Source organism: Pseudomonas sp. PvP025 (assembly GCF_017832155.1).
GTDB lineage: Bacteria > Pseudomonadota > Gammaproteobacteria > Pseudomonadales > Pseudomonadaceae > Aquipseudomonas.
This window is the reverse complement of the sequence record NZ_JAFIBJ010000001.1, coordinates 3,848,663-3,867,406: the sequence shown is the minus strand read 5'-3', so window position 1 is coordinate 3,867,406 and position 18,744 is coordinate 3,848,663. Positions and strand designations below refer to the sequence as shown.

19 protein-coding genes and 1 pseudogene are annotated in these 18,744 nt (G+C 61.9%); 9 read left to right on the top strand and 11 right to left on the bottom strand.

What is annotated here, in order from left to right:
• The first annotated feature begins 80 nt into the window (after positions 1–80).
• Both rph and JOE32_RS16785 read left to right on the top strand, forming a co-directional pair.
• Positions 81–803, top strand: a complete 723-nt coding sequence (rph, locus tag JOE32_RS16790; RefSeq protein ID WP_003176917.1) for a ribonuclease PH — start codon at positions 81–83, stop codon at positions 801–803.
• A gap of 23 nt (positions 804–826) precedes the next feature.
• Positions 827–1,195, top strand: coding sequence for a DUF4870 domain-containing protein (locus JOE32_RS16785; RefSeq protein ID WP_209986459.1), 369 nt, complete (start codon positions 827–829; stop codon positions 1,193–1,195).
• 57 nt (positions 1,196–1,252) lie between these two features.
• Here the strand turns inward: JOE32_RS16785 and JOE32_RS16780 are convergent, their stop codons facing one another.
• The gene (locus JOE32_RS16780; RefSeq protein ID WP_003195493.1) at positions 1,253–2,032 is read right to left on the bottom strand and encodes an exodeoxyribonuclease III; all 780 of its coding nucleotides are present in this window, start codon (positions 2,030–2,032) and stop codon (positions 1,253–1,255) included.
• Between the two features lie 82 nt (positions 2,033–2,114).
• Between JOE32_RS16780 and pyrE the strand changes: the two genes are divergently transcribed.
• A complete protein-coding gene (pyrE, locus tag JOE32_RS16775) occupies positions 2,115–2,759 on the top strand; it encodes an orotate phosphoribosyltransferase (protein WP_003195489.1) in 645 nt (214 codons plus the stop codon).
• A 136-nt stretch (positions 2,760–2,895) separates the two neighbouring features.
• On the opposite strand, the gene argB is transcribed toward pyrE, so the two are convergent.
• The 5 genes and pseudogenes from argB to coaBC form a co-directional block, all read right to left on the bottom strand.
• Positions 2,896–3,801 (bottom strand): acetylglutamate kinase, encoded by a 906-nt coding sequence (gene argB / locus JOE32_RS16770; RefSeq protein ID WP_209986455.1) that lies wholly within the window; start codon positions 3,799–3,801, stop codon positions 2,896–2,898.
• Between the two features lie 20 nt (positions 3,802–3,821).
• Positions 3,822–5,237 (bottom strand): annotated as a pseudogene (locus JOE32_RS16765) (phosphomannomutase/phosphoglucomutase); the annotation flags it as partial.
• Positions 5,216–5,416 carry a hypothetical protein gene (locus JOE32_RS16760; RefSeq protein ID WP_209986449.1) on the bottom strand — a complete coding sequence of 67 codons (201 nt, stop codon included), beginning with the start codon at positions 5,414–5,416 and terminating at the stop codon, positions 5,216–5,218. The gene JOE32_RS16760 and the pseudogene JOE32_RS16765, both read right to left, overlap by 22 nt.
• A 67-nt stretch (positions 5,417–5,483) precedes the next feature.
• Positions 5,484–5,939, bottom strand: a complete 456-nt coding sequence (gene dut / locus JOE32_RS16755; RefSeq protein ID WP_209986446.1) for a dUTP diphosphatase — start codon at positions 5,937–5,939, stop codon at positions 5,484–5,486.
• Between the two features lie 5 nt (positions 5,940–5,944).
• Positions 5,945–7,153 carry a bifunctional phosphopantothenoylcysteine decarboxylase/phosphopantothenate--cysteine ligase CoaBC gene (gene coaBC, locus JOE32_RS16750; RefSeq protein WP_057006359.1) on the bottom strand — a complete coding sequence of 403 codons (1,209 nt, stop codon included), beginning with the start codon at positions 7,151–7,153 and terminating at the stop codon, positions 5,945–5,947.
• 152 nt (positions 7,154–7,305) lie between these two features.
• On the opposite strand from coaBC, the gene radC reads away from it, so the two are divergent.
• On the top strand, positions 7,306–7,980 hold the full coding sequence (gene radC / locus JOE32_RS16745) for a DNA repair protein RadC (protein WP_209986444.1): 675 nt from the start codon (positions 7,306–7,308) through the stop codon (positions 7,978–7,980).
• Positions 7,981–7,998: 18 nt separating this feature from the next.
• Here radC and JOE32_RS16740 read toward each other — a convergent pair whose 3' ends face one another.
• A complete protein-coding gene (locus JOE32_RS16740; protein ID WP_209986440.1) occupies positions 7,999–9,591 on the bottom strand; it encodes an ABC transporter substrate-binding protein in 1,593 nt (530 codons plus the stop codon).
• Positions 9,592–10,049: 458 nt separating this feature from the next.
• On the opposite strand from JOE32_RS16740, the gene rpmB reads away from it, so the two are divergent.
• Together rpmB and rpmG are read left to right on the top strand one after the other, a co-directional pair.
• Positions 10,050–10,283, top strand: coding sequence for a 50S ribosomal protein L28 (gene rpmB / locus JOE32_RS16735; RefSeq protein WP_003176907.1), 234 nt, complete (start codon positions 10,050–10,052; stop codon positions 10,281–10,283).
• An 11-nt stretch (positions 10,284–10,294) separates the two neighbouring features.
• On the top strand, positions 10,295–10,450 hold the full coding sequence (gene rpmG, locus JOE32_RS16730; RefSeq protein WP_003176906.1) for a 50S ribosomal protein L33: 156 nt from the start codon (positions 10,295–10,297) through the stop codon (positions 10,448–10,450).
• 71 nt (positions 10,451–10,521) lie between these two features.
• Here the strand turns inward: rpmG and JOE32_RS16725 are convergent, their stop codons facing one another.
• Complete coding sequence (locus JOE32_RS16725; protein ID WP_209986437.1) at positions 10,522–10,884, bottom strand: cupin domain-containing protein; 363 nt, start codon at positions 10,882–10,884, stop codon at positions 10,522–10,524.
• Between the two features lie 226 nt (positions 10,885–11,110).
• On the opposite strand from JOE32_RS16725, the gene JOE32_RS16720 reads away from it, so the two are divergent.
• Positions 11,111–12,604, top strand: coding sequence for an aldehyde dehydrogenase (locus JOE32_RS16720; protein ID WP_209986435.1), 1,494 nt, complete (start codon positions 11,111–11,113; stop codon positions 12,602–12,604).
• Positions 12,605–12,755: 151 nt separating this feature from the next.
• Positions 12,756–13,898: an MFS transporter gene (locus tag JOE32_RS16715; protein ID WP_209986432.1), complete on the top strand. Its 1,143-nt coding sequence runs from the start codon at positions 12,756–12,758 to the stop codon at positions 13,896–13,898.
• Between the two features lie 12 nt (positions 13,899–13,910).
• On the opposite strand, the gene JOE32_RS16710 is transcribed toward JOE32_RS16715, so the two are convergent.
• Entirely contained in the window at positions 13,911–15,479 is a 1,569-nt protein-coding gene (locus tag JOE32_RS16710) for a phospholipase D family protein (RefSeq protein WP_209986429.1), read from the bottom strand.
• A gap of 62 nt (positions 15,480–15,541) precedes the next feature.
• A complete protein-coding gene (locus JOE32_RS16705) occupies positions 15,542–16,966 on the bottom strand; it encodes a PLP-dependent aminotransferase family protein (RefSeq protein WP_209986426.1) in 1,425 nt (474 codons plus the stop codon).
• A 166-nt stretch (positions 16,967–17,132) separates the two neighbouring features.
• Between JOE32_RS16705 and JOE32_RS16700 the strand changes: the two genes are divergently transcribed.
• Complete coding sequence (locus JOE32_RS16700; RefSeq protein WP_209986423.1) at positions 17,133–17,357, top strand: DUF1127 domain-containing protein; 225 nt, start codon at positions 17,133–17,135, stop codon at positions 17,355–17,357.
• Here JOE32_RS16700 and JOE32_RS16695 read toward each other — a convergent pair whose 3' ends face one another.
• A complete protein-coding gene (locus tag JOE32_RS16695) occupies positions 17,358–18,650 on the bottom strand; it encodes an FAD-binding oxidoreductase (protein WP_209986418.1) in 1,293 nt (430 codons plus the stop codon).
• Between the last annotated feature and the right edge of the window lie 94 nt (positions 18,651–18,744).

Here is an 18,744-nt window from a genome sequence, read left to right as displayed (position 1 = left end):
CGGATTTTAAGAAGTGCCCCGAATCGGTTCGCGGCTCTATAATGCTCGGCAGTTTTTCGTCCTCAGTACAGGAATTCCCTATGAAACGTCCAAGTGGTCGCGCTGCCGATCAGCTCCGCTCGATCCGCATCACCCGCAACTACACCAAACACGCCGAGGGATCCGTACTGGTCGAGTTTGGCGATACCAAGGTGATCTGCACCGTCAGCGTCGAGAACGGCGTGCCGCGTTTCCTCAAGGGCCAGGGCCAGGGCTGGTTGACCGCCGAGTACGGCATGCTGCCGCGCGCTACCGGCGAGCGTAACCAGCGTGAAGCCAGCCGTGGCAAGCAGGGCGGCCGTACCCTGGAAATCCAGCGCCTGATCGGCCGCTCCCTGCGCGCGGCTCTGGACATGTCCAAGCTGGGCGATGTGACCCTGTACGTCGACTGCGACGTGATCCAGGCCGACGGCGGTACGCGCACCGCGTCCATCACCGGCGCCATGGTGGCCCTGGTGGATGCGCTCAAAGTCATCAAGAAGCGCGGTGGCCTCAAGGGCGGTGACCCGCTCAAGCAGATGATCGCCGCCGTGTCGGTGGGCATGTACCAGGGCGAGCCTGTGCTGGACCTGGACTACCTGGAAGACTCGGCCGCCGAGACCGACCTCAACGTGGTGATGACCAGTACCGGTGGCTTTATCGAAGTACAGGGCACCGCTGAAGGCGCGCCATTCCAGCCGGCCGAACTGAATGCCATGCTGGCCCTGGCCCAGAAAGGCATGACCGAGATTTTCGCACTGCAGAACGCCGCCCTGGCTGACTGAAATCCGCCTCAAGGAGAAGCGCCATGAATGACCAGCAACTACCGGTGCCCACGCCTTCGTACGAAGTGCGCCAAGCAGCAATGTTGTGCCATCTCGCGGCGTTTCTGGGGTTCGTTTTCCCCTTCGGCAGCGTCGTGGGGCCGCTGATCCTGTGGCAGATGAAGAAGGAAGTGGACCCGTTCATTGATGATCAGGGCAAGGAAGCCTTGAATTTCCAGATCACCGTGGCCATCGCCTGGATCGTCTGCATCGTGCTGGCGTTTGCAGTCATCGGGTTTTTCCTGATGACCGCCCTGGCCATCGCCAGCGTGGTGCTGACGATCATCGGTTCGATCAAGGCCAACAAGGGCATCGCTTATCGCTATCCCTTGACCTGGCGACTGGTCAAATAATGAGCGCCCACAAAAAAACCGACAGCGATGTCGGTTTTTTTGTGCCTGGAAAAGACCTCAGATGGTCAGGGTCCAGTCGTAGTCCACGATCAGCGGCGCGTGCTGCGAGAAGCGCGGCTGACGGGGCAGGCGTGCGCTGCGAACGAACCGGCGCAGCCCCGGGGTCAGCAACTGGTAGTCGAAACGCCAGCCCAGGTTGAGCATCTCGGCCTGTTCGTTATCCGGCCACCAGCTGTACTGGTCGCCTTCACGGCTGACTTCGCGCAGGGCATCCACATAGCCCATGTTGCCGACAATCTCGTCCATCCAGGCCCGTTCCGGCGCCAGGAAACCCGGGGATTGCTGGCTGTCGCGCCAGTTCTTGATATCCAGCTTCTGTTGCGCCACGTACAGCGAGCCACAGTAAATGTACTCGCGACGTTTGCGTCGCTGTTTATCCAGATAACGGGCGAAATCGTCCATTAGCTTGAACTTCTGGTTCAAGTCTTCATCGCCGTTCTGCCCCGAAGGGAGCAGCAAGGTCGCGATGCTGACCTTGTCGAAATCGGCTTGCAGGTAGCGCCCGTAGCGGTCGGCTGTCTCAAAGCCCAGGCCGCTGATGACCGCCTTGGGTTGCAACCGCGAGTACAAAGCCACGCCACCTTGGGTGGGCACTTCGGCATCGCAGGCATAAAGGAAGTAGCCATCCAGTTGGAAGGCTGGGTCGTCCAGTTCAAAGGCGGAGGCGCGGGTGTCCTGCAGGCAGATGACGTCGGCATTCTGTGCTTGCAGCCAACTGAGCAAACCACGCTCGACTGCAGCCTGAATACCATTGACGTTCACACTGATGATCCGCATAAATGGCCCCAAAAATCGCGTGCGTGTATGATACACGCCGTCTACCTAATTAGCTAAATCCGTGGTATCTGAGGCTTTTTTCATGCAGGCGTATCAACGCGATTTCATTCGTTTTGCCATCGATCGCGGCGTTTTGCGCTTCGGTGAGTTCACCCTGAAGTCCGGGCGCACCAGCCCCTACTTCTTCAATGCAGGCTTGTTCAACTCGGGTTCGGCCCTGGCTCAGTTGGGTCGTTTCTATGCGGCGGCCATCGTTGAAAGCGGGATTTCCTTTGACGTGCTGTTCGGCCCGGCCTACAAGGGCATCCCCCTGGCCGCCGCGACCGCTGTGGCCCTCGCCGAACACCACGGACAGGATCTGCCTTGGTGTTTCAACCGCAAGGAAGCCAAAGCCCACGGTGAAGGTGGCAGCCTGGTGGGCGCACCGCTGACCGGCGACGTGCTGATCATCGACGACGTGATCACCGCCGGCACCGCAATCCGCGAAGTGATGCAGATCATCGCTTCCCAGGACGGCGCCAAAGCCGCCGGCGTGCTCATCGCGCTGAACCGCCAGGAGCGCGGCAACGGCGAGTTGTCGGCCATCCAGGAAGTGGAGCGCGATTTCGGTATTCCGGTGGTGAGCATCGTGTCGCTGAACCAGGTGTTGCAGTTCCTGGAAGATGATCCGCAGCTCAAGCAGCATTTGCCGGCGGTGCGTGCATACCGCGAGCAATTCGGCGTCTGACACCGATAGCTCTGTATCAGAAAGACAATGTGGGAGGGGGCTTGCTCCCGATGGCGGTGTATCAGTCAACATCTTCGGTGACTGACCCATCGCCATCGGGAGCAAGCCCCCTCCCACATTTTGATTACGGCGTTGTTCAGGGACGCTTGCGATTACTGATCAGGGTGCCCACACCGGTATCGGTGAAGATTTCCAGCAGGATCGCATTCGGCACGCGGCCATCCAGGATCAGCGAGCTGCCAACGCCGCCCTGCACGGCTTCCAGCGCACAACGAATCTTCGGCAGCATGCCGCCGTAGATGGTGCCGTCGGCGATCAGATCGTCTACCTGTTGCGTGGTCAGACCGGTCAGCACCTTGCCTTCCTTATCCATCAAGCCGGCGATGTTGGTCAGCAGCATCAGCTTTTCAGCCTTCAACGCTTCAGCCACCTTGCCCGCCACCAGGTCGGCGTTGATGTTGTAGGACTCACCGTTTGCGCCCACGCCGATGGGCGCGATCACCGGGATAAAATCGCCCTTGACCAGCAGGTTCAGCAAATCGGTGTTGATGCCGATCACTTCGCCCACCTGGCCGATGTCTATGATTTCCGGCTGAGTCATCTCCGGCGTCTGCCGGGTCACGGTCATTTTTTTTGCCCGGATCAGCTCCGCGTCTTTACCGGTCAGGCCGATGGCGCTGCCGCCGTGGCGGTTGATCAGGTTGACGATGTCCTTGTTGACCTGGCCGCCAAGGACCATCTCCACCACGTCCATGGTCTGCGCGTCAGTGACGCGCATGCCATCGATGAAATGACTCTCGATCGACAAGCGCTTGAGCAGGTCGCCGATCTGCGGGCCGCCGCCGTGTACCACCACCGGGTTGATGCCCACGGCCTTCATCATCACGATGTCGCGGGCAAAGCCGGTTTTCAGCTCCTCGCTTTCCATGGCATTGCCGCCGTATTTGATCACCAGCGTCTTGCCGACGTAGCGTCGAATGTAGGGCAACGCTTCGGACAGGACCTTGGCGGTATTGGCAGCGGCTTCGCGTTCGAGGGTCATTCAGGGCTCCGGGCAAAAAATCAGAACGGTAATTGGAGATCAGGGGCAACACGTTTCAACTGGGCGTGGAACACGTCCTTGATGCGCTGCAACTCAGCCTCGGTATCCGCCTCGAAACGCAGGACCAGCACCGGCGTGGTGTTGGACGCGCGAACCAGGCCCCAGCCTTTGGCGTAATCGACTCGCACACCATCAATGGTGGTCAGGTTGGCACCTTCGCCCCATTGTGCATCGTGCAATGTGTCAATGATGCTGAATTTGCTCTCCTCGGTCACATGGATATTGATCTCTGGCGTGGAAATATCATTCGGGAAGGTCTGAAACAGCTCTTCGCAGGTGGATTTTTCCTTGCTGAGGATCTCCAGCAGACGCGCAGCGCTGTAGATGCCGTCGTCGAACCCGAACCAGCGCTCCTTGAAGAACACATGGCCACTCATTTCGCCGGCGAGCAGAGCGCCGGTTTCCTTCATTTTCTTTTTGATCAACGAATGACCGGTCTTCCACATTAGCGGACGACCGCCGTATTCCTTGATCAACGGCGTCAGGCGGCGGGTGCATTTGACGTCGAAGATGATCTCGGCGCCAGGGTTGCGCGCCACCACGTCGCGGGCGAACAGCATCAGCAGGCGGTCTGGAAACACGATCTCACCGGTTTCAGTCACCACACCGACACGGTCGCCGTCACCGTCAAAGGCCAGGCCCACATCGGCGCCGACTTCCTTGACCTTGGCGATCAGGTCCACCAGGTTTTCAGGCTTGCCCGGGTCCGGGTGATGGTTGGGGAAGTGGCCATCGACGTCGCAGAACAGCGGGATCACTTCGCAGTTCAGCGCTTCGAGCAGTTGCGGGGCGATTACGCCGGCCGCGCCGTTGCCGCAGTCCACCACCACCTTGAGGCGGCGTGCGAGCTTGACGTCACGAGTGATTTCATCGGAGTAGCGCTGCAGGATGTCGACCCGGGTGATGCTGCCCTGGCCGCTGGTCAGGTCATTGGTCTTCAGGCGCGTGTGCAGGGCCTGGATCTGTTCGTTGGCCAGGGTGTCGCCGGCAATGACAATCTTGAAGCCGTTGTAGTCGGACGGGTTGTGGCTGCCGGTCAGCATCACGCCGGATTTGCCAGCCAGTACGTTGGCCGCGTAGTACAGCGCTGGCGTGGGCACCAGGCCGACGTCACTCACATGACAGCCGCTGTCGGCCAGGCCCTGGATCAGTTGCTCCACCAGCTCCGGGCCGGACAAGCGTCCATCGCGGCCTACCGACACGTTCGGCTCGCCCTGGGCCAGGCTCTGGGCGCCGATGGCACGGCCGATCCAATAGGCGGTTTCGGCGGTCAGGGTCTTGGGCACAACGCCACGAATGTCGTAGGCGCGGAAGATGCTGTCGGGAAAGGTCGGGGCGACGCGGGGTGCGGTACTCATCGCGGGGGGAATCTCCATTGGAAAGGGGCAAGGCTGGCCTTTAACTGACTGACCGGCAGGCTCAAACTGAAGGGTATGACGGCGTTTTCGGCGGGGAGTTCGTAGTGCAAAAAGGCCATCGGCGCGTCGGTGCCTGCCTTGTTAAAGCGTAATGCTTTGATTTTGCTGTGAAAATCTCGCTGATTAAAACCGCGCATTCTTCTTCCTGAAAAGCCATGCGGTGGCGTCTGGCCGGATAAACGCATCCGGCCAGGTTCAGCTTAGTCAGTGGCTGCCGGAATGCCCAAAACCACCTGCGCCGCGTTGTGTTTCGTCAAATTCCTCGACCAGTTCGAATTGCGCCTGCACCACCGGTACCAGCACCAGTTGGGCGATGCGCTCGCCCACGGCGATGTTGAACGCGGTCTGGCCGCGGTTCCAGCACGACACCATCAGTTCGCCCTGGTAGTCGGAGTCGATCAGGCCCACCAGGTTGCCCAGCACGATGCCGTGTTTGTGGCCAAGACCCGAGCGCGGCAGGATCAGCGCGGCCAGGCCTGGGTCGCCTACGTAGATCGACAGGCCGGTAGGAATCAGGATGGTCTGGCCAGGCTCGAGAACAGTGTCCTGCTTGAGCATGGCGCGCAGGTCCAGGCCGGCTGAACCGGGAGTGGCGTAGGCGGGCAGCGGGAAGTCGGTGCCGATGCGGGGATCGAGGATCTTGGCTTGCAAAGCGTGCATGGAGATTAAACCTGGTTCAGCCGTTGGGCGATAAAGGAGATCAGTTGGCGGGCAATCTTGCCCTTGCTGGTCTGGGCGAAAAGGGTGGCATGCAGCTCGCGGTCAATCACGCTGCAGGCGTTTTCCTCGCTGTTGAAGCCGATGCTGGGGTTGGCGACATCATTGGCAACGATCAGGTCGAGGTTTTTGTCTTTCAGTTTGCGAGCGGCGTAGTCGAGCAGGTGCTCGGTCTCGGCGGCGAAGCCGACGCTGAACGGGCGGTCCGGGCGGGTGGCGATGGTGGCCAGGATGTCCGGGTTGCGCACCATTTGCAGGAGCAGGCCGTCACCGCTCGTAGGGTCTTTCTTGAGCTTTTGCGGGGCGATGACTTCCGGGCGGTAATCCGCAACCGCTGCCGAGGCGATAAACAGGTCGCACGGAATCGCGGCTTCACAGGCCGCCAGCATGTCCCGGGCGCTGACTACGTCGATTCGCGTGACGCGATCGGGGGTCGGCAAATGCACCGGACCGGTGATCAGGGTGACGCGTGCGCCTGCCTCGACCGCCGCTTCTGCCAGCGCAAAGCCCATTTTCCCTGAGCTATGGTTGGTGATGTAGCGCACCGGGTCGATGTTTTCCTGGGTCGGGCCGGCGGTGATCAGCACGTGTTTGCCGGTCAGGGCCAGGTGCTGGAAGCACTCGGCGGCGCACAGCGCCAGGTCGTTGGCTTCGAGCATGCGGCCCATGCCGACGTCGCCGCAGGCCTGGCTGCCGGACGCCGGGCCGAACACCTTCAGGCCACGGCTTTGCAGGAGTTGGGTGTTGGCCTGGGTGGCCGGGTCGCGCCACATGGCCTGGTTCATCGCCGGGGCGATGGCGACGGTGGCGTCGGTGGCCAGTACCAGGGTGGTCAGCAGGTCATCGGCAATGCCCTGGGCCAGGCGGGCGATCAGGTCAGCGGTGGCCGGGGCGATCAGCACCAGGTCGGCCCATTTGGCCAGTTCGATATGACCCATGGCGGCTTCGGCGGCCGGGTCCAGCAGGTCCAGGTGAACCGGGTGGCCGGACAGGGCCTGCATGGTCAGCGGCGTGATGAATTCGCTGCCGCCGCGGGTCATGACCACGCGCACTTCGGCGCCCTGGTCCAGGAGCCTGCGAACCAGCTCTGCGCTCTTGTAGGCGGCAATGCCGCCGCCGACGCCGAGAACGATGCGTTTCCGATACAGACGCTGCATTGGTTTGCCTTTCCAGTTCAGTGAAGCCAGTTCAGTGACGCCTGCGATGCCTGCTCCCCAGGTGAAATCGCAGGCAAAAAAGAGGGCCTACGATAACACAGCGCCCGCCTGGCAACAGCGGCGCGCAGGGTGCATATGGAGAGGGACGTGACATGAGTATTCGCGATTGGCCAGCCGCTGAACGGCCGCGAGAGAGGCTTCTGGAATGGGGCGCGGCGAGCCTGTCCGACGCCGAATTGCTGGCAATCTTCCTGCGTACCGGGGTTTGCGGCCTGAGCGCGGTGGACCTGGCGCGCCATTTGTTGACGCGCTTTGGCGGTCTGCGCCCGCTGCTGGAGGCCAGTCAGACCCTGTTTAATCAGCAATTGGGCCTGGGCCCGGCAAAATACGCCCAATTGCAGGCGGTGCTGGAAATCGCCCGGCGCCATATGGCCGAGGGTCTGCGTCATTATTCGGTGCTGGAAAGCCCCGAAGCCGTGCGTGATTACCTCAAGGCGCTGCTGCGTCATGAGCCTCACGAGATTTTTGGCTGCCTGTTTCTCGATTCAAGGCACCGCGTGCTGGGTTTCGAGGCCTTGTCCCAAGGCACCATCGACAAGGCGCAGGTTTATCCCCGGCAGGTGGTCAAGCGTGCACTGGCCTACAACGCGGCGGCGTTGATCCTGTGCCACAACCATCCTTCGGGCAGTGTCGAGCCCAGCGCGGCTGATCGAAAATTGACCAGGACCTTGCAAGATGCCCTGGAAATGGTGGATGTGCGGGTGCTGGATCACATCATCGTGGGTGACGGTGATCCACTGTCGATGGCGGAGTACGGGTGGATGTAATGCCACCCGCTGCAGCGATTACGGTTTGACGTTGACCCTGGAGAAATCCTGCCGGCCAAACGGACTCACCTGGTACCCCTCGACATTCTTGCGCGTCAGGGCAAACGCTGTCGGATGTGCCAACGGCAACCACAGCGCCTGCTGCTGGATCTGCGCCTGGGCCTGCTGATACAGCTTGCTGCGCACCCCTTGCTCGCTGGTGGTCTTGCCGGCGCTGATGAGTTTGTCCAGCGCAGGGTCGCAATAGCGGGCGAAGTTGGTGCCGGATTTGACTGCCGCGCAGGAAAATTGCGGGGTCAGGAAGTTATCCGGGTCGCCATTGTCACCCGCCCAGCCCATGAACAGCAGGTCATGCTCACCGGCCTTGGCGCGGCGGATCAGTTCGCCCCATTCGATCATGCGGATTTCGGCCTGAATGCCGACCTTGGCCAGGTCCGCCTGCAACAGTTGTGCGCCCAGATTAGGGTTGGGGTTCAGCAGGCTACCGGTGGGGCGCGTCCAGATAGTGGTTTTGAAGCCGTCCTTGAGCCCGGCACGCGCCAGCAGGGCCCTGGCCTTGGTGAGGTCCTGTGGATAACCCGGCAAATCCTTGGCGTAGCTCCAGGTGTTGGGCGGGAACGGACCGTTGGCTGCTTCGGCAGTGCCTTCAAACACCGCTTTAAGGTAGCTGTCCTTGTCGAAGGCCAAGTTGATGGCCTGGCGCACTTCCGGTTTGTCCAGCGGTGGATGCTGGCTGTTGATGGCAACGAAAGCGGTCATGAACGCTGCGGTTTTTTCCACCTTGAGCGCCGGGTCTTTCTCGGCTTCGCCCACATCCAGCGGCTTGGGCGACAGGGCGATCTGGCATTCGTCACGGTGCAGTTTCTGCAGGCGCACGTTGGCGTCCGGGGTAATGGCAAAGATCAGGTTGTCCACCGCCGGTTTACCGGCGAAGTATTCCGGGTTGGCCTTGTAACGCACCACGGCGTCCTTCTGGAAGCGCGTGAAGATGAATGGGCCGGTGCCGATGGGCTGGCTGTTGAGCTTCTCCGGGGTGCCGGCCTTGAGCAGTTTGTCGGCGTATTCGGCCGGGTAGATCGAGGCAAAGCCCATGCTCAGCGCCGCGAGGAAGGTCGAGTCGGCGTGATCCAGGGTAAAGCGCACCGTCAGCGGGTCGAGGGCATCGATCTTCTTGACCAGCGTGGGCAACTGCAGGGATTGCGCGTGGGGGAAGCCGCTCTGGGCGATCTTGTGCCATGGGTTGGCCGGATCGAGCATGCGTTCGAAGCTGAAGCGCACGTCTTCCGCCGTGAGGGTGCGGCTCGGCGTGAAATATGCGGTGCGATGGAATTTCACGTCAGGGTGCAGCTTGAAGGTGTAGGTCAGGCCGTCCGGCGAGACGTCCCAGCTGTCCGCCAGGCTCGGCACCAGCTTGCCGCTGGCTGCGTCATAGTCCACCAGGCGGTTCATCAGCACATCGGCCGAGGCATTGGTGGTTGTCAGCGAGTTGTACTGCACCACATCGAACCCTTCGGGACTGGCCTCGGTGCATACGCTCAGGTTGGTGGCAGCAGACGCCAGCGGGGCGATGAAGAAAGGGGCTAGCAGGAGCGGTAGGGCAGCGAGGCGCATAGTCGGTTTCCTTTGCAGATCGAAGGCCCATCTGCGAGTGCAGTCTGGAAAAGTCCTACCGTAGTGGTCTGATGAATAAATGACTAGCCCATTTTTGCCTGTGCTTTTGCCGCAAATGCTGTTTTGATGGCGCCTCAGACGGTTTCGCGCTGCCCTTTGCGGTGCGCGCGAGCGCTGAAAATCATTCTGTGCGACGAGCGGTCGGCTGTGACAGCGGCCCCTCCTGGCAACGGTTCAGGCGACAACGGCGCAGATTTACTCCGGTAAAAACATACGGGCTGTTGTTGCGCCAGGGTCTTTCTGGTATAAAGCAGCGCTCTTTTCTAGGGGCCCGGTTCCTTCACTGTAGGTGTAGCCGGTAAGACCCTTAAAGAAACGCGGCGCCTGGCGCCAAATGACTGAGAGATTAAGCGGCCAACCCATGCCGGGTTGGGCATGTGGTTTTAGAGGGCTGAGGCATGTCGAGAGTCTGTCAAGTTACCGGTAAGGGTCCGGTGACTGGGAATAACATTTCCCACGCAAATAACAAAACCCGTCGTCGTTTCCTGCCGAACCTGCAGCATCACCGCTTCTGGGTTGAAGAAGAGAAACGTTTTGTTCGCCTGCGTGTATCTGCCAAAGGCATGCGTATCATCGACAAGCGTGGCATCACTGTCGTGCTGGCCGAAATCCGCGCCGCCGGCAAGATCTAAGGAGCTCTATCATGCGTGAATTGATTCGAATGATCTCTAGCGCCGGTACTGGTCACTTCTACACTACCGACAAGAACAAGCGTACTACCCCGGACAAGCTCGAAAAGAAAATGTTCGACCCGCGCGTTCGCAAGCACGTGATCTACAAAGAAGGCAAAATCAAGTAATTGGTTTTCCTCCTTGTGAAAAAAGCCCGTCTCTCACGAGTCGGGCTTTTTTTTGCCTGGGATTTGCCTGATCAGGCTTTCTGTTCGAACACCACGTAGATCTTGCGGCACGCCTCCAGCACTTCCCAGGTGCCGCTGAATCCGGCCGGTATGACGAAGCGGTCGCCGGCGCGCAGGGTTTTGGCGTTGCCGTCGCCATCGCGCAATACCGACACACCCTGCACAATCTCGCAGTACTCGTGCTCGGTGTAGTTGACCTTCCACTGCCCGACTTCACCTTCCCACACCCCGGCGCTCATCTGGCCGCACGGACTGTTGTAGTGGTTGTAGAGAGTCTGTTCGGGATCGCCTTTGAGGATTTTTTCGGCGGCAGGGCGATAGCGTTCGGGGGCGGTGCTGGCTTGGCTGAAGTCGACGATATCCTGGATGCTCATGTGCGTGTCCCGTCTGGCCTGCGGTAGGAGAGCCCAAAGTCTATGTTTATTAAAATGAACATCGCAAGGGCGTTTTCCGGCGTTATGTCAAATATATTGAAACATCACCAGCCGCTGGTTTAGGGTGGCAGCTGCCTTGAGCCGAACAGCAGGCTGGCCGGGCACGCATTCTTTAAGGCCGCCGGTCATAGCCCGGCCCTTGTATTCATAAGAGGAGGACACTCGCATGACCACCCTGACCCGTGCCGACTGGGAACAACGCGCCAAGGACCTGAAGATTGAAGGTCGCGCCTACATCAATGGCGAATACACCGATGCCGTTTCCGGTGACACCTTCGAATGCATCAGCCCGGTCGACGGCCGCCTGCTGGCCACTATCGCCAGCTGCGACGTCGCCGACGCCCAGCGCGCCGTCGAAAACGCCCGCGCTACCTTCAATTCCGGTGTCTGGTCGCGCCTGGCGCCGGCCAAGCGCAAAGCCACCATGATCCGTTTCGCCGCGCTGCTCAAGGCCAATGCCGAAGAGCTGGCGCTGCTTGAGACCCTGGACATGGGCAAGCCGATCAGCGACTCCCTGAACATCGACGTGCCCGGCGCCGCCAATGCGCTGAGCTGGAGTGGCGAGGCGATCGACAAGATCTACGATGAAGTCGCCGCCACCCCGCACGATCAATTGGGTCTGGTCACCCGCGAGCCGGTCGGCGTGGTTGGCGCTATTGTGCCGTGGAACTTTCCGCTGATGATGGCCTGCTGGAAACTCGGCCCTGCGCTGTCCACCGGTAACTCGGTGATCCTCAAGCCGTCCGAAAAATCCCCGCTGACCGCCATCCGCATCGCCGCCCTGGCCGTTGAAGCCGGTATTCCCAAAGGCGTGTTCAACGTGCTGCCGGGCTACGGCCACACCGTGGGGAATGCGCTGGCGCTGCACATGGACGTCGACACCCTGGTGTTCACCGGTTCGACGAAGATTGCCAAGCAACTGTTGATCCGCTCCGGCGAATCGAACATGAAGCGCGTGTGGCTGGAAGCCGGCGGCAAGAGCCCGAACATCGTGTTCGCCGATGCGCCTGACCTGCAGGCCGCCGCCAAATCCGCCGCCAGCGCCATCGCCTTCAACCAGGGCGAAGTCTGCACCGCCGGTTCGCGCCTGCTGGTCGAGCGTTCAATCAAGGACAGCTTCCTGCCCCTGGTGATCGAAGCCCTCAAAGGCTGGAAGCCAGGCAACCCGCTGGACCCGGCCACCACTGTCGGCGCGCTGGTGGACACCCAGCAGATGAACACCGTGCTGTCGTACATCGAAGCCGGCCATGCGGACGGCGCCAAGCTGGTCGTTGGCGGCAAGCGGATCCTTGAGGAAACCGGTGGCACCTATGTCGAGCCGACGATCTTCGATGGCGTGACCAATGCCATGAAAATCGCCCAGGAAGAGATCTTCGGCCCGGTGTTGTCGGTGATCACCTTCGACAGTGCTGAAGAGGCGGTCAGGATCGCCAACGACACCGTCTACGGCCTGGCCGCCGCGGTGTGGACCGCCGATATCTCCAAGGCTCACCTGACCGCCAAGGCGCTGCGTGCGGGCAGTGTGTGGGTCAACCAATACGACGGCGGTGACATGACCGCGCCGTTTGGTGGTTTCAAGCAGTCGGGTAATGGTCGCGACAAGTCGCTGCATGCGTTCGACAAATACACCGAACTGAAGTCGACCTGGATCAAGCTCTAACCAGCACAGCAGTAGAAATGTGGGAGGGGGCTTGCCCCCGATAGCAGTGTGTCAGGCACCACGAGTGCTGGCTGATTCACCGCTATCGGGGGACAAGCCCCCTCCCGCACTGTTTTGTGTGTACTCAAGAATTATCCACTGGAGCATGGCAATGCGTTGGGCGACCTACTTCGCCGTGTTGGCCTCGGTACTCAGCGTCGGCCTGGCGTTGGGCGTGAGCATGCCGCTGGTGTCCCTGCGCCTTGAAGGCTGGGGCTACGGCAGTTTCGCCATTGGCGTGATGGCGGCGATGCCGGCGTTTGGCGTGCTGCTTGGCGCCAAGGTGTCCAGCCGGCTGGCGGCGTGGCTCGGCACCGCCAATCTGATGCGCCTGTGCCTGTGGGCAGGGGCCGTGTCCATCGGCCTGCTGGCGATTCTGCCCAGCTACCCGGTGTGGCTGGTGCTGCGGCTGATGATCGGGGTGATCCTGACCATCGTGTTTATCCTCGGCGAAAGCTGGATCAACCAACTGGTGGTGGAGCAGTGGCGCGGCCGGCTGGTGGCGCTGTATGGCTGCAGTTATGCGCTGAGCCAATTGTCGGGGCCGCTGCTGTTGGGCGTGATCGGCACCGGGCATGACTATGGTTTCTGGGTGGGCGTGGGCCTGCTGCTGGTGGCGCCGCTGTTACTGCTGGGCCGCTCCGGCGCGCCGACGGCGGATGCTTTCAGCGTGACCTTCGGCGACTTGTGGCGCTTCTGCCTGAGCCTGCCTGCGATTGCCTGGGCGGTGGCGCTGTTCGCCGCGTTCGAGGCGATGATTCTGACGCTGCTGCCGGTGTATTGCCTGCAGCAAGGCTTCACCGCCGAGGTCGCGCTGGCGATGGTCAGCACGGTGGTGGTCGGCGATGCGCTGCTGCAATTGCCCATCGGCGCCCTGGCGGATTACCTGCCACGGCGCACCTTGTTCCTGAGTTGTGCGGTGCTGTTGCTGGCATCGAGCCTGGCGATTCCCTTGGTGATGCATACGCCGCTGATCTGGCCGGTGTGGGTGCTGTTCGGTGCGAGTGCGGGTGGGTTGTTTACGCTGTCGCTGATCCTGATCGGCGAACGGTATCGCGATGATGCGCTGGTGCGTGCCAACGCCCACGTGGCCCAGTTGTGGGGCATCGGTTGCCTGATCGGGCCGCTGGTGGCCGGTGCGGGCAGCCAGTGGATCAGTGGGCATGCGCTGCCGTTGCTGATGGCGGCAGGGGCGCTGGGGTTGGTCATACTTTTGCTGCGCCAAGGCGCATTCGGCACCGCCCAACCCGCCTGATCTGTATTGCTTTTAGAGCATGCGTTCCAGGCCAACGCTGGTGGCAAACCAGGCATTGAAGCGCCGCCACCAGTTGCCCGGCTCGCGGGTCAGGGTGTGCATCTGGCCGTCATCCTCGGTCACCCACACCACGTTGCCATCCTGCAGTTTTGCCTCATAACTCAACGCTGGCGCCATGCCTTGCAGCGCCAGGTTGCGCACGTGTTCGGCCAGCTCCGGGCTGTCGACCAGTACGCCCACTTCGGTGTTCCACAGCACCGAGCGCGGGTCGAAGTTGAATGAGCCGATAAACGACTTTTCCCGATCAAAGATCATCGCCTTGCTGTGCAGGCTGGAGTCCGAGCCCCGGAAACTGCCGCGCCGGAACAGGTGCGGCCCGCTGCCGGCACTGGGGTCGCCGGGCTGGCGACGCAACTCATAGAGTTTCACGCCGTGTTCCAGCAACGCCTTGCGATAGGGCGCGTAGCCGCCGTGCACGGCCGGCACGTCGGTGGCTTCCAGCGAGTTGGTCAGCAGGCTCACCGACACGCCGGCGTCGGCGCGTCCGGTCAGGTACACCAGGCCCGGCTGGCCGGGCACGAAGTACGCCGAGATCATCATCAGCTCTTGCTTGACGCCCTCCAGCTCCGGCGCCAATTGAGTGGTCAGCAGCAGGCGCGGGTCCGGGTCGGCCTTGGCCAGGACCTTGCTCGGCGCGTCCCACAGCGCCTGGTTCCAGGCCCAGATCAGTTCGCGCCGCCAGATGTCCATGCGCGGTTGGGTCTGGTAGGTGCGCAAGCGGTTGTACAGCACGTGATTCTGCTGGCGTGACTCGGCCAGCGAGGCCTCCAGCCGCTTGCGCGCAACCGCCAGGTCGCCTTTGGTGGGCACGTTGGAGACAAACTCATCGATGGGTTTGCTCAGGGCGCTGTTCCAGTACTGATCGAAACTGTGGCCCAGTTGCTCGGCCACAGGTCCAACGCTGAGCATGTCGATGTCGGTGAAATTCAGGTTCGGCTCGGCGTCGAAGTACTCGTCCCCCAGATTGCGACCGCCCACGATGGCCACGCTGTTGTCCGCCAGCCACAGCTTGTTGTGCATGCGCCGGTGTTGCAGCGACAGGTTGAACAGGCGGCCCATGGCCCGGGTGACGCCGGTGCTGCGCCCCAGGTGCAGCGGGTTGAACAGGCGAATGTCGATTTTGGGATGGGCGGCGAGGGTGGCGATGATCTGATCGAGGCCATCGCTGGTGGTGTCATCCAGCAGAATGCGGATGCGCACGCCACGGTCGGCGGCCTTGAGCAGCTCATCCACCAGCAGGCGCGTGCTGATGCCGTCGTGAACGATGTAGTACTGCAGGTCGAGGCTGCTCTGGGCATTGCGGATCAGCTCGGCGCGGGCCATGAAGGCTTCGCTGCTGTTGGGCAGCAGCCGAAAGCCCGACTGACCCTGATGCGGCGCCGCCTGAGCCTGGATCGAGCGGCCGAATGACGATTGCGCGGCGGGCAGCGCGTCGCTGGGGATACGCAGTGCACTCGTGGTGGCGCAACCGCCCAGCGCCAGGGCGCCCAACAGGCAAAACGGTAAAAGCCGTCGAATCATCAAGGGCGTGGTTTCCAGATCAGGGCGGTTGTCGACATCTGACGGCGAGTTTACGGGAAAGGTCAGTGCGCCGCCTCGGCCAGCAGGGTGATCGCGGCGGCGCCGACCTTGCGCACGGCTTCTTCAATCTGCGGCGTCGGCCTGGCAGCGTAGTTCATGCGCAGGCAATTGCGGTACTTGCCCGACGCAGAAAAGATGCTGCCCACCGCTACCTGCACACCTTGTTCCACGAGGACGCGGTTGAGCTTCAAGGTGTCGAAGCCCTCCGGCAACTCTATCCACAGCATGAAGCTGCCCTGCGGCCGGCTGGCGCGGGTGCCAGCGGGGAAATAGCGGCTGACCCAGTCGAGCATCAGGTCGCGCTGGCGCTGATATTGCGCGCGCATGCGCCGCACGTGCGGTTCGAAATACCCGCCCTTGAGAAATTCGGCAATCGCAATCTGCGGCTGGGTGGCGGTAGAACCGGTGCTGATGTATTTCATGTGCAGCACCCGCTCCAGGTAACGGCCCGGCGCCACCCAGCCAATACGCAGGCCCGGCGCCAGGGTTTTGGAGAACGAACTGCACAGCAGCACGCGACCGTCTTCGTCGAAGGACTTGATGGTGCGCGGGCGCGGGTAGCTGTAGGCCAGTTCGCCATACACGTCGTCTTCGATGATCGCGACGTCAAAGCGCTGGGCCAGGGTCAGCAGTGCGCGCTTGCGTGCCTCGGGCATGATGTAGCCCAGCGGGTTGTTGCAGTTTGGGGTCAGTTGAATGACTTTGATCGGCCACTGTTCCAGGGCCAGCTCAAGCGCTTCCAGGCTGATACCGGTGAGCGGGTCGGTGGGAATTTCCAGGGCTTTCATGCCCAGGCCCTTGAGGGTCTGCATGGCGCCGTGAAAGCTGGGCGAGTCCACCGCCACGATATCGCCGGGTTCGCAAATCGCGTGGATGCTGGCCGACAGCGCTTCGTGGCAGCCGGTGGTGATCACAATGTCGTCGGCGGTCAACTGGCAGCCGGAGTCCAGTGACAGCCGCGCAATTTGCTCACGCAGCTCCATACAGCCGAGGATCGTGTCGTAATACAGGCCCGGCAGGTCCTGGCGCCGACTCACGCGGGCGAGGCTGCGCAGCAGCGGTTTGAGGGTGGGCGACAATACATCCGGCATGCCGCGACCTAGCTGTATGACATCCTTGCGCGGCACTGTGCGGATCAGTTCCAGCACCTGATCCCACTGCGAGATCTCAACCGGCCGCTGCGCCGGGCGGCCCACTTCGGGCAGCGCCGGCAGCTCACGGCTCACCGGTACGAAGTAGCCCGACTTGGGCCTGGGCGTCGCCAGGCCGCTGTCTTCCAGCACGCGATAAGCCTGTTGCACGGTGCTCAGGCTGACGCCGTGCTCCACGCTCAAAGCCCGCACTGAAGGAAGACGGTCGCCGGGGCGGTAGAAGCCCTGTTCGATCCGAGTGCCGAGCAATTCGGCAAGATTGACGTAAAGCGTCATGACGGTCATTCCCTGGGACCAATACAGATAGGCGAAAAATACAGGATTCAGCCACAAATAGGCAGCGTCTGTATGGATTTAATAAAGCTGTGTTGGATCTGTATTGGTTTTGCCGCAACGCCCATGCTTGTCACTCAAGGCAGCGAGCCAACAAAGGGGCAGCAATATGAACGGGATCTGTGATGTGCGGCTGGCGCTACAGGGTCAGGAACTGGAAGCCGGGCAGCGGCGCGTGCGGTCGGCGCCTGCCCGCGAGCGCTGGGATTTGTTCTGGCTGCGTCGCCATACCCGCAAGGCCCTGCTGACGCTGACCCGCGAGCAATTGCGTGACATCGGCCTGACCGAAGAACAGGCGCGCGAGGAAGGACTCAAGCCGTTCTGGCGCGACTGATCACACCAGTTCTTTGAGACGATGCCAGAGCATGCCAAGGGCCAGCAGCGGTGAGCGCAAATGCTTGCCGCCGGGGAAGGTCATGTGCGGCACCTGGGCGAACAGGTCGAAGCGCCCCTGTTGCTGGCCGCTGATGGCTTCGGCCAGCAGCCTGCCGGCCAGGTGCGTGGCATTAAGGCCGTGCCCCGCGTAGGCCTGGGCGTAATACACATTGGGTTGGTCCGCCAGCCGGCCGATCTGCGGCAGACGGTTGGCGCCGATGCCAATCATGCCGCCCCATTGGTAGTCGATCTTCACGTTGGCCAGTTGCGGGAACACCTTCAGCATCTTGGGCCGCATGTAGGCACCGATATCCTGGGGATCACGCCCGGAATAGTGGCAGGCACCGCCGAACAGCAGGCGGCGGTCGGCAGACAGGCGGAAGTAATCCACTGTCACCCGTTGATCGCATACAGCCATGTTCTGCGGCAACAGCCTGGCAGCCTGCGCCTCGTCCAACGGTTCGGTGGCGATGATGTAGCTGCCGGCGGGCAGCACCTTGCCGCTCAAGTGCGGGTTGAGCCCGTTCAGGTAGGCGTTGCAGGCCAGCACCAGGGTCTTGGCGCGTACCTGGCCGTGGGCGGTGTGCACGGTGACCTCGGGGCCGTAGTCGATGCCCGTGACCTCGGATTGTTCGAACAGTCGCACCCCCAGTTGCTGCGCGGCGTTCGCTTCGCCCAGCGCCAGGTTCAACGGGTGCAGGTGGCCGGAACCCATGTCGATCATGCCGCCTACATAGCGCTCGGAGCCGATCACACTGCCCATCTCTGAGGCTTGCAGCAGGCGCACTTCGTGGCGATAGCCGAGGCTGCGCAGTTCTTCGGCGTCTTCGGCCAGGCCTTGCAGGTCGCGGGGCTTGTTGGCCAGGTCGCAATAGCCCCAGGTGAGATCGCAGGGGATCTGAAAGCGCTCGACGCGTTCACGCACGATTTCCACTGCTTCCAGACCCATGAGTTTCATCTGGCGCACGCCGTCGCTGCCGATCACATTGGCGAACTGGTCCAGGCCATGGCCGACGCCGCGAATCAGCTGACCGCCGTTGCGCCCGCTGGCGCCCCAGCCGATTTTGCGCGCTTCCAGCAACACCACGCTGAAGCCGCGCTCGGCCAGCTCCAGCGCCGTGTTGAGCCCCGAATAACCGCCGCCGATCACGCACACGTCGGCGCTCGCGTCGCCTGCAAGCGCCGGGTAATCGGGCTGCGGCACGCTGCTGGCGGCGTAGTAGGACGTGGTGTGCCGGGCGCTGGTGGTCATGGGAGCCTCCCTGTGTGAAAAATTTGACGCAGGATACAACGGTCGGGCGGAGCTGTCTGTGGGCGGCGTTTTGCGGCAGAATCCACGCCTGTTC